This is a genomic window from Microcystis sp. CS-574 (assembly GCF_028329095.1).
In the GTDB taxonomy this organism is placed as follows: domain Bacteria; phylum Cyanobacteriota; class Cyanobacteriia; order Cyanobacteriales; family Microcystaceae; genus Microcystis; species Microcystis ichthyoblabe_A.
In genome coordinates, this window is record NZ_JAQMSY010000111.1 from 1 (window position 1) to 9,832 (window position 9,832).

General features: G+C 41.7%; 13 protein-coding genes. All 13 read right to left on the minus strand.

What is annotated here, in order from left to right; genetic code table 11:
• Window positions 1–177: 177 nt before the first annotated feature.
• Window positions 178–1,950, minus strand: coding sequence for a hypothetical protein (locus PN470_RS08990; protein WP_272104347.1), 1,773 nt, complete (start codon window positions 1,948–1,950; stop codon window positions 178–180).
• 466 nt (window positions 1,951–2,416) lie between these two features.
• Complete coding sequence (locus PN470_RS08995) at window positions 2,417–2,965, minus strand: oxidoreductase (RefSeq protein ID WP_002733074.1); 549 nt, start codon at window positions 2,963–2,965, stop codon at window positions 2,417–2,419.
• A gap of 46 nt (window positions 2,966–3,011) precedes the next feature.
• Window positions 3,012–3,476, minus strand: a complete 465-nt coding sequence (locus tag PN470_RS09000) for a hypothetical protein (RefSeq protein ID WP_223210955.1) — start codon at window positions 3,474–3,476, stop codon at window positions 3,012–3,014.
• Window positions 3,477–3,480: 4 nt separating this feature from the next.
• Window positions 3,481–3,879, minus strand: a complete 399-nt coding sequence (locus PN470_RS09005) for a hypothetical protein (protein ID WP_272104350.1) — start codon at window positions 3,877–3,879, stop codon at window positions 3,481–3,483.
• A 6-nt stretch (window positions 3,880–3,885) separates the two neighbouring features.
• Window positions 3,886–4,602: a bidirectional hydrogenase complex protein HoxU gene (gene hoxU, locus PN470_RS09010; RefSeq protein WP_002794250.1), complete on the minus strand. Its 717-nt coding sequence runs from the start codon at window positions 4,600–4,602 to the stop codon at window positions 3,886–3,888.
• An 85-nt stretch (window positions 4,603–4,687) separates the two neighbouring features.
• Window positions 4,688–6,316 carry a hydroxylamine reductase gene (gene hcp / locus PN470_RS09015; protein ID WP_103112267.1) on the minus strand — a complete coding sequence of 543 codons (1,629 nt, stop codon included), beginning with the start codon at window positions 6,314–6,316 and terminating at the stop codon, window positions 4,688–4,690.
• Between the two features lie 874 nt (window positions 6,317–7,190).
• Window positions 7,191–7,577, minus strand: coding sequence for a type II toxin-antitoxin system VapC family toxin (locus PN470_RS09020; protein WP_002734288.1), 387 nt, complete (start codon window positions 7,575–7,577; stop codon window positions 7,191–7,193).
• A complete protein-coding gene (locus PN470_RS09025; protein WP_008203789.1) occupies window positions 7,574–7,837 on the minus strand; it encodes a type II toxin-antitoxin system Phd/YefM family antitoxin in 264 nt (87 codons plus the stop codon). Before PN470_RS09025 ends, PN470_RS09020 begins: the two co-directional genes overlap by 4 nt.
• A gap of 305 nt (window positions 7,838–8,142) precedes the next feature.
• Window positions 8,143–8,355, minus strand: a complete 213-nt coding sequence (locus PN470_RS09030; RefSeq protein WP_008203790.1) for a hypothetical protein — start codon at window positions 8,353–8,355, stop codon at window positions 8,143–8,145.
• Between the two features lie 36 nt (window positions 8,356–8,391).
• Entirely contained in the window at window positions 8,392–8,499 is a 108-nt protein-coding gene (locus PN470_RS22350) for a TPR end-of-group domain-containing protein (RefSeq protein ID WP_420372277.1), read from the minus strand.
• Window positions 8,492–8,908, minus strand: coding sequence for a type II toxin-antitoxin system VapC family toxin (locus PN470_RS09035; protein ID WP_149986623.1), 417 nt, complete (start codon window positions 8,906–8,908; stop codon window positions 8,492–8,494). Before PN470_RS09035 ends, PN470_RS22350 begins: the two co-directional genes overlap by 8 nt.
• Window position 8,909: 1 nt before the next feature.
• Window positions 8,910–9,158 carry a hypothetical protein gene (locus PN470_RS09040; protein WP_002796477.1) on the minus strand — a complete coding sequence of 83 codons (249 nt, stop codon included), beginning with the start codon at window positions 9,156–9,158 and terminating at the stop codon, window positions 8,910–8,912.
• Between the two features lie 111 nt (window positions 9,159–9,269).
• Window positions 9,270–9,832, minus strand: a 563-nt coding sequence (locus PN470_RS09045; protein ID WP_272104353.1) for a tetratricopeptide repeat protein, incomplete at its 5' end; no start/stop codon positions are given.

The following is a 9,832-nucleotide window of genomic DNA, read 5'->3' on the forward strand; positions in this document are numbered from 1 at the left end:
AATTATAAAAATTGAGATAGTTTGTGCCGCTTAAATAAAGAGGTTTTGATAACCAAATTAAAGCATATCTAAAGAGTTTTGAGTTAAAAGTTAAACTTCAAGTTTTCATTCAGGACGAATGTACTGGTTAACTAATTTTTTGGGGAAAATTAGTTAACCCATCATTATAACATATAACTAATTTGCAAGAGTTCTAAAGAAGTCGTGGAAGTGATTGGTACTGCCTTCGAGGTAGAAACTCATAAACCGATAGCGGTCTACTTTTTCCCCAGGCATAATCGGGCGATCGTTGTAGTCGGTGATGCCTTTATATTCCAAACCACTCAGATCTACATTCAACTGAAAACCCTTACTCCGAGCTTCAGTTTTGCTCATGGTTTGAGTTAAGTTAACCGTAGCCTGGGCGGTGAGTTCTACATCAACACCCAATACTGAGAATGAACTGTCAACTCCTAACCCGGCATTCATAGCAAAAGCTCCACCAATGGTATGTTCTACGGTGTTGGCAAAGCTTTGAGCTTCAGTTCGCAGACCACCATCGGCATCCCAAACATAGGTATTGACGATGTTGCGCTTACCTGCCCGAATTTGGATATCTTCCATCCGTTTCTGCCAGCTTGCAAAACCTTCTGTGGCTTGCACTCGTTTGTCTTGGTCAGTAATTTTGCTTTGAATTTCCGCTTGTTTGGCTTTAGTAACCGCGTTGGTCTTCTCGGAAGCCGCAGCAGCATCTGCTTGAAATTGTTCGGCTTTTTGGTCTTGGGCTTTTTTCTTCTCCTCGTCAGTCATTTGGGTACTGGGTTTGTCTTCTTCCCGTTGTACTCCAATGGTGGTTGGTGCATCCCCACTGTCGATGTTTCGATCTAAAGAGAGTTCATCGACTAAACGCACATTAAAGTTAGAAAAGTAAGATTCTCGGCGTTTATCTTCCGCTTCAATTTGGCGTTTTAAGTCATACGCCTCTTTCAGGCGATAGTAACTGGCGGGATAGAGGGAACCATACTGGCTACGCATTTCGGGAACGTGCTTGAAGAAGCGCTGGCTAGTGGCACTGCTGCCGGTCATCCCATCCAAGCTACCATTCATCGTGTAGGCAGGATTCATCAAAAAGGTGATGGTGTTGACATCTGGAGGAATGCCATCTACCGGCTGCACTTGGTAGCCCACCATTCTGCCACTGCGGGCCAGTCGGGTGACAAACACATCTGCCAATGCAGAAACAACCAACGCATAGCCAATATTTTTGGGAATAAATCGTGTCCCCAAATGGGGGAACTTGGTAGTTTCTTCTGGGGTGCCGCGTAGTTCCAGTTTATCGGTCATGCTCAAGGATGAACTGGAAGTAATGCTACTTTCATTTTGGAATTGGTAGCTGAAGTCCAAATTACCTTTGAAACCAGCACGCATAGCCCCTATTTTTGTCGTGAGTCCAAGACCCGCGTTCATTTCTGTATCGCCACCTACAAAGACTTCGGCATTCGCACCCAAGCCGCTATCTTGTGCTCGATTCCAGCTAAACGCCACATCTTCCGATATGGTTAATTCTACAGAAGTTGCACCGTTGTAATCGTCTGATAAGGTTAGGTTTTCACTGGGTACGGGGGGTGGACCCTCAATATAACCCAACAAAGTCGGAGCAAATTGGGCGTTACCAATCCACTTCAGTTCTAAGGTTTCAATCCGCTTATCGGGTAGCAGGGTGACTCCATTGGTAGCAGGATAAGCAAAGAACCGCCGCATGGTGGCCACCTTGGTTTTCGTGGATGATTCCAGAGTCACGCTGCTGTACTCAGCAGAGACTAGGGCATCGCTACCGATGGGTAGGGTATTATCATCTACCGTTATGGCTTCATTGACGATGCCATGATTGTTGCCCGCTAGGTCTAGGACTTTTCGGGTCTTACCTTCCAGTTTGATTTCATTGAGGGGATAGTAGGCTACTAATACCAATTCTCCAAAGTCTGACTACAGAAGTTTAATCCCCCTAAATCCCCCTTAAAAAGGGGAACTTAAAGGGGGATTTAAATTCGATGTGTAGTTTTCATTTAGAGAAATGGTATTACTTTCGATTTTATCACTCAATCCAAGCCTTTGGGGGGTTCTACCCCCCAAACCCCCCGCGCATTAGTTTTTCGGTGGGATGCTTACACGCGGCTGCTGACACATCTGTAATAATTTAGGAGTCACTGATAATTGCTGATTGTCGGTATTTCTACAAATGTGAGATGCACCCAATCAGTAAACAGTGATCAGTAATCAGTAATCAGTAATCAATAATCAGCGAAAAGACAGCAGCAAACTGCCATTTGATCAGGCTCACTTAATACATACTGCTCACTCAAAACTCAAAACTTAAATCTGATAACTGATAACTGATAACTGTTTACTGATAACTGATAACTGATAACTGATTCAATTAACCAAATTTAATCATTTCTCGTCCTACCATCACGGGTAATTCCCCTTTTAAAATCGGAATCAATGTCTCGCGAATTCTGTCCGCATCGGGGGGACATCCCGGCATAAAAATATCGATGGGAATGACTTGATGGACCGGCAGCACTTGATCTAATAATTCGGGAACGATACCGGGTTCTTCTGGTAGTTGAGGGGTGTTATCTCCTAACTCTAAATAAGCTCTTTTTAGAACGGGATCGGCAGTTCCCAACATATTCCGCATAGCGGGAACGTTAGCAGTCACAGCGCAATCACCAAAAGAAACGACGGTTTTGGTATTTTGACGGACTAGATGAATTAGTTCTAAATTATCCTGATTAGCGATCGCTCCTTCCACTAAACAGACATCGACATTTTCTGGATAGGTTTTCAGATCGCAGCCGACGGGACTATACACCACGTCAACTTTTTCGGCTAATTCTAACAGCCATTCGTCCAAATCGAGGAAGGACATATGGCATCCCGAACAACCGGCTAACCAGACAGTAGCGAAGCGAATTTTAGACATAATTTTAATTCCTTGTTTGTTAGGTTTTGGCAATAGTGATTACTAGCTAATAGAAAAGCGGCTGTTTACCGAGGGGCGGGTTTTTGCCTGTCTCGACAAGTTCCTGATTATCTGCAATTAAAGAAAAAAGATCGATCCCCTTCCATTCTTGCAAAAATTCACAGATTAGCTGTGGTGTCCAATTTTCACCTCTAAAAAACTTAAAATTTTTCGTGTGGACATTGAGAAAAAAATGCAAGATATTACATTGATCCTGCGCCCCGAAAATAGTCCCCTTGACTGTCCAATTATCCACACTACTGGCGTAATCCTCGATCGCCCGATCTGCCGCCGCCACAAGCTCTCGGTATTGATCACAGAATTGGCGAAGCATCTGGGGAAATCGCCCAACTTCGGCGAAAAGTTCGATCGCGGACCAAGCTAAATTGGTTGGTTGAGATTGATAATCCAGCAGGGATAGACAGCGATCCAAGGCTTGCAGAAAGATCTGTTCGAGATTTGTATCATTCATAACATTATTGATTCCCTTGACGCAGTAGGACAGACCAACCATATTGAGCTTGAGCGATTTCGTGAGCAGAAGGCTGATTCATACTCTGATTAATCACTAAATCCGATTCTAAGATTTCGTGTTGTAAAAAGACACGATTGATCGCCGTTCCCTGTCCTCGCGCCATCCTCAACCACGCCTTTGCCATATCAATACTAGGCCAAAATTCATACTGACTGACACCGCTACCGAAAGCGTAGTCCTTTGCTCGTTGAGTTTCCCGAGCAGAAATACCGCAGTAATCGGAAATCAAGGGAATATCTTCATTCATCCCCATAATCTCGTCATACAGAGCCATTTCCGCCCGCAGATACTTGGCATAAATACCTAGATGTCCCCAACGAGGGTTTTGAGAATCTACCATTTTTCGCTAACGCGTCCATTGGTGTTGAGTCCTAGCATTAACTAAAAATTCCAACTTCGATCGATCTTCCTCTTTTTCAGAAACGGCGGAACCCTTGCGGAATATCGCCCCGGTTGGACAAGCGGCAACACATTTGCCGCAGGAAGTACAGGCGGAAACGCTGCCCCAAGGCTGATCCATTCCCGCAATAATTTTATCTTTTTCGCCGCGATAAGCCAGATCCCAAACGTGCGCCCCTTCAATTTCATCACAGACTCGTACACAACGGGTACAGAGAACACAACGATTATGATCGATACCAAAAAGATGATGGGAAATATCGACTTCTCGCTTGGGAAAACGGTAGGGAAAACGACTATGATCCATACCCACTTCGATGGCTAAATCTTGCAATTCACAGTTACCATTAGCCACACAAACCGCACAAACGTGATTGCCTTCAGCGAATAATAATTCCACTGTCATGCGGCGATATTCTTTCAGTTTTGGGGTATCGGTATGAACCACCATTCCTTCCGCCACTTCCGTTACACAGGCAGGTAATAATTTATTAATACCTTCAATTTCTACCAAACATAAGCGACAGGCAGCCACTTCGGAAACCCCATCGAGATGACAGAGGGCGGGAATTTTTATTCCTACCTGACTAGCGGCTGCGAGAACTCGCGAACCTGCTTCGATCGCTACATCTTTGCCATCAATGCTTAAAGTGATTACGGACATAAAAATTATTCTCCTTGAGGATAATATCCCTCTCCTTCCCATAGGCCACAATTTGTGGCCGAGGGTGGGATTTTTACAGAAAGTTTTAACCTAGACAAGCGGCTAAGTCTTTTGCGGGGGTGGTAATCGGCTGCAGATGATAGGTATCGGAGAGGAATTTGAGGACGTTAGGGGAGATAAATGCCGGTAAAGTTGGTCCCAGACGGATATTTTGAATACCTAGATGCAGCAGGGTGAGCAGTACAGCGATCGCTTTTTGTTCGTACCAAGAGATAATTAGGGAGAGGGGAATCTCGTTGACGCTAACGTTAAAAGCGTTGGCTAATCCTAGGGCGATTTTGATGGCACTATAGGCATCGTTACATTGTCCCACGTCCATCAGCCGGGGTAATCCTTCGATGCTACCTAATTGTTTGTCGAAAAAGCGGAATTTTCCACAGGCAAGGGTTAAAACGATGCAATCTTCGGGAACTTGTTCCACGAATTCGGTGTAGTAATTGCGATCAGGTTTTGCCCCATCGCAGCCGCCAACTAGGAAGAAGTGACGGATTTTACCCTGTTTAAGGGCATCAACCACCGTATCAGCGACACTGAGAACGGTATTGTGGGCAAATCCCACCATTACCTGCCGAGGTTCGCTTATTTCAGTAAATCCGGGCAATGATTGCGCTTTAGCAATCACGGGACTAAAATCGATCGCACCGTCCACTGTTTCTAAGCGGTTAATATGGGCATAACCCACAGGTCCGAGGGTAAAGAGTTTACTTTCATAGTTTTCGTGGGGGGGCATGAGACAATTAGTAGTTAAAACTATTGCCCCCGGAAACTTAGCAAATTCTTTAGTTTGATTTTGCCAGGCGGTGCCATAATGACCGTAGAGATGGGGATATTTTTCTTTGAGTTTTGGATAACCGTGGGCGGGTAATAATTCTCCGTGGGTATAGACTGTTATCCCAGTATTGGCAGTTTGTGCCAGTAAAGCCGCTAATTGTTTAATATCATGGCCGGAGACTAAAATGGCTTTACCTAGACGCGGATTTAAGGGAACATTTGTCGGTATGGGATGACCGTAGGTTTCGGTATGACCTTGATCTAATAATTCCATGGCCCGCAGGTTTGCGGCCCCAACTTTTAGACAGATTGCAACCCAATCATTCAGGTTTAAATCACTGCGATCAATTGCCGCTAAAGTCTCTTGGATAACCTGATAAACTGAGTCATCCTCTTGACCTAATTCCTGAGCGTGGAAAGTATAGGAAGCAAGACCTTTAACTCCGTAGATAGCGGTTAACTTTAGGGAAAAAATATCGAGGTCTTGTACTTTTTCAATTAGTTCTAAGGATACTTCTTGACCTTGGCTGACTAGGCTCTCATTAAAATTAGGCTGATAGTTAGCAAGTGCAGACCAGTCCAGCGATCCCAATTGTGCTTTTAAATTTTCCCGAATCTCTAAACAACGCTGAATATAATCGGTAAAACGTCTTTGATCGAAGTTCACATTGGTCATGGTGGCGAAAAGCGACTCGCAGGTAAAAATATCGGCTTCGCGAGTAGATATTGCCGCTTCTTTGGCTTTTAAAACCACCGATGCTAATCCCCGCAGACAATAAACTAATAAGTCTTGAACAGCGTTGACTTCGGGACTTTTTCCACAGGCTCCCCACTGATGACAACCATTACCACTAGCGGTTTGTTCGCATTGTTCACAAAACATAAGTTTTCTCTCTTTTTTCAGTGGATTGACAGATTGTTGCGATTTTTTTCTACTAAATTTAATTCTGCTTTTTTGAAAGTTAGTTATCGGCCTTCACCCGGCAGGAATTATGGATTTTACGACTGGAAAGCTTGTCTTGACAGCCTCTACTCTCTGAACTATGTTTTTATTCTCTCACTTTTTTTGCCAGTTGGGTTCTGATTTTAGATTTCCTCAAGAATTACTGATTAAACAATTATTTAGTTGTCTTATTAAATTAAGTATTTTTTGTGATTTTTATGATATAATGAGCGAGATTTTCGATTTTTAGGTGGGTATTTGCCAGTGTCATAGCAATCGGTCTCCTGATTAGGATAGAAAGTTGGAACTTAAGAGTTATTATCGCCTAACTGTGATGATGGGATTGCTTTCGACATAGATAGTTATCTCTTTTTTTATTTACTTAACTTAACCGATTATCTCGCCGAATCTACTCAAAATTTTTATCTGTTTTTGCCAGATCCTGATATTTGACATCAAGACTGATGAACGATTTATTTTATTAGTGGTATTCCGATATCTTTGCAGATTTTATTAGCGAGAATATCCCTAATTTCCGTATGTCTTGGAATCGCAGATCTTTTATTTAATTGGGGGTTAAACCACCAAGAATGGCTAGGACTTGCTGAAAAAGTACGGGCGAAGCATTCGGATAGAAAATCTACGGTTTCACCGATAGGTTATTGTCCGAATGCTTCGCCCCTACAGGACGCAGGCCGATGAAGACGCAAGGTTTTGAACGACGATTCTCTCAAAATCTTGCACCTGTGAGAGCAAAACAGAACCCTAAAACTCTTACCTCGTCTATATTTAACATTTATTCAGCAAGCCCTATCTACCAATCTATCTGAACAGGATATTTTGCTAATATTGAATCATGGCTAATCAGTCTAGCATTTTCAAGATTAGCTTGAGCAACTAACAAGCGGTCAAATGGATCTTTATGGATGTTAGGTAAAGTATTTAAAGCTAAAACATGGCTGACTGTAATTGATAAAAGGCCAATTTGGTTAGTTTCCTGCTGAGTATTAATCATTTCTGCTAAAGGTATCTTGAGTGATAGTTTACCTAGTTGTAGTTTGATTTGCATTTCCCAAATACTTGTAATACTAAGTAATAGCGTATTACTAGGATCTCTACACAGTTCTAAAGCTCTTTGAGAGAGTTTTTCTGGTTCGCTATCCCACCAAATAAATGTATGGGTATCTAAAAGAAATTTCATGATTCACCTGTCCAAAATTCTTCAGGAAGTGGCTCATCAAAATCTTCGCTAGTCCTAATTTTTCCAGCGTGTAGTCCTGGTTGTCGTAACTTAGGAGAAGGAGTTTCAGACGTTGTTTTTTCAGTATCTCCCCAAGGAATTAGACGAGCTACAGGCTTGTTTCCTTCGGTTATAATAATTTCAGTATCTACCTTTATTAAGGCAAGTAGTTCTTGTAAAGTTAACTGTACTTGATTGAGATCAATAGTTTTTTTTGACATGAATAATTTTCTCTCTTTATTTACTTCACAAAATAAAACAGGATTCAGTGATAACTGCCTCACAAGTTAATAAAGGTTTGGCAACTTTTTCCCATTGCTGAATTGCCCAATTGTGATAATTATCACTCCGGTATGTCTTGGAATCGCAGATCTTTTATTTAATTGGGGGTTAAACCACCAAGAATGGCTAGGACTTGCTGAAAAAGTACGGGCGAAGATTCGGGCAATAACTTATCGCTGAAACCGTAGATTTCCTATCCGAATGCTTCGCCCCTACAGGACGTGATCGATAAACTGTTTACGTTTCATACAACAATTTTCTCTTCTTGGTAGTTTCCCCTAGTAGCGGCAATTGCTTCCTGTTTATTCAATTCTAATGCTTCGCTAAGAGTAATTTTTAGGGTTTCTAATAACTGATCACGAGATGCTTCTTGACAGTTAACTCCCGGAATTTCTTCTATCCAACCAATCCACCAATCTCCGTCTGGCTGAATGATAGCTGTGTAGGTGTTAGTCATAGAATATCTCCTTAGCTAAAATACAAATATATATTATTATACTCGATTTAGGAAACTCTGAAACTGCTCATCTCCCCGAATCTGCTCAAAATCTTTATCCGTTTTCGCCATATCTTGATATTCGGTATGGAGGTTGTCAGTCAGGAATTATTGCATCAATCATTTCTCTCCGATTCTTGCGATAAATATAGAAATCGCTATCTAAAGTTAACACAGAACTGCTTTCAATTAATTCAGTCATCCTCACCAAACAAGCATCAGCAAAAGACATGGGAACGGATTGATAACGCTGTCTTAATTCTCGGATGACTTTGACTTCATCATTTAGGCTAAAATCTATTTTAATTGTTCCCCGTTCAATTAAAGACATTATTGCATCTTCACTCCCATAAACATCTTGTAAAATAAAACAGGATTCAGTGATAACTGCCTCACAAGTTAATAAAGGTTTGGCAACTTTTTCCCATTGCTGAATTGACCAATTGTGATAATTATCACTCCGGTCGAGAACGGCGACTAAGACCCCCGTATCTAGAATTACTCTTTTAAGCATATTAGACTAGATGCTTCTTTTTAAATTCCCTCTTTTTTAGGGATAAATCTCCTTTACCACTGTCTAAACACCCCACTAAGTCTCCGGCTGATTCTAAAGCAGAAATTTCTCTTTCTCCCTCATGAATTGCTGTCTTATCTGCTTTAAGTTGCAAAAATTCAATAAACTCTATTACTTGTTGTTGTTGTTGTGGGTTGAGGGTTTGCAGTTTTTCTAAAATGGTTTGTTGGTGGGTGTTTGCCAGTGTCATAGCAATTGTTCTCCTGATTAGGATCGAAAGTTGTGACTTAAGAGTTATTATACCCTAACTCTGATGATAGGATTGCTTTCGACATAGATAGTTATCTCTTTTTTTATTTACTTAACTTAGCAATGATTGAAACCGCTCATCTCCCCGAATCTGCTCAAAATCTTTATCTGTTTTTGCCATATCCTGATATTCGACATCAAGATTGATGGCGCGTTGTAAGTTTTCGATAGCTAATTCCACATTATTTTGTAAGCCATAACAGCAAGCTTTATTGTAGTAAGCATTAGCATGATTTGGATTAATTTTAATAGCACGATCACAAGATTCTAGTGCATCTTTATATCGTCCCATACAAGTTAAAACATATCCTCGATTATCCCAAGTATCAGGGTAATCGGGTTTAAATTCTAAAGCTCGATCGTAGGATGCGATCGCTTGTTCAAATCTGCCTAAATTACCTAACGCATTCCCTCGGTTGTTCCAAGCATAAGGGTCATCGGGTTTAATTTCTAAAGCTCGATCACAAGATGCGATCGCTTGTTCAAATCTGCCTAAATTAAATAACGCATTCCCTCGGTTGTTCCAAGCTTGATGTAAATCGGGTTTAATTTCTAAAGCTCGATCGTAGGATGCGATCGCTTGTTCAAATCTGCCTAAATTACCTAACGCATTCC

What these genes read in the sequence shown, in the direction of transcription:
- PN470_RS08995 (WP_002733074.1), bottom strand. Translation starts at nt 2,965, where the DNA reads ATGTCTAAAATTCGCTTCGCTACTGTCTGGTTAGCCGGTTGTTCGGGA.
- PN470_RS09000 (WP_223210955.1), bottom strand. Translation starts at nt 3,476, where the DNA reads ATGAATGATACAAATCTCGAACAGATCTTTCTGCAAGCCTTGGATCGC.
- PN470_RS09005 (WP_272104350.1), bottom strand. Translation starts at nt 3,879, where the DNA reads ATGGTAGATTCTCAAAACCCTCGTTGGGGACATCTAGGTATTTATGCC.
- hoxU (WP_002794250.1), bottom strand. Translation starts at nt 4,602, where the DNA reads ATGTCCGTAATCACTTTAAGCATTGATGGCAAAGATGTAGCGATCGAA.
- hcp (WP_103112267.1), bottom strand. Translation starts at nt 6,316, where the DNA reads ATGTTTTGTGAACAATGCGAACAAACCGCTAGTGGTAATGGTTGTCAT.
- PN470_RS09020 (WP_002734288.1), bottom strand. Translation starts at nt 7,577, where the DNA reads ATGAAATTTCTTTTAGATACCCATACATTTATTTGGTGGGATAGCGAA.
- PN470_RS09025 (WP_008203789.1), bottom strand. Translation starts at nt 7,837, where the DNA reads ATGTCAAAAAAAACTATTGATCTCAATCAAGTACAGTTAACTTTACAA.
- PN470_RS09030 (WP_008203790.1), bottom strand. Translation starts at nt 8,355, where the DNA reads ATGACTAACACCTACACAGCTATCATTCAGCCAGACGGAGATTGGTGG.
- PN470_RS09035 (WP_149986623.1), bottom strand. Translation starts at nt 8,908, where the DNA reads ATGCTTAAAAGAGTAATTCTAGATACGGGGGTCTTAGTCGCCGTTCTC.
- PN470_RS09040 (WP_002796477.1), bottom strand. Translation starts at nt 9,158, where the DNA reads ATGACACTGGCAAACACCCACCAACAAACCATTTTAGAAAAACTGCAA.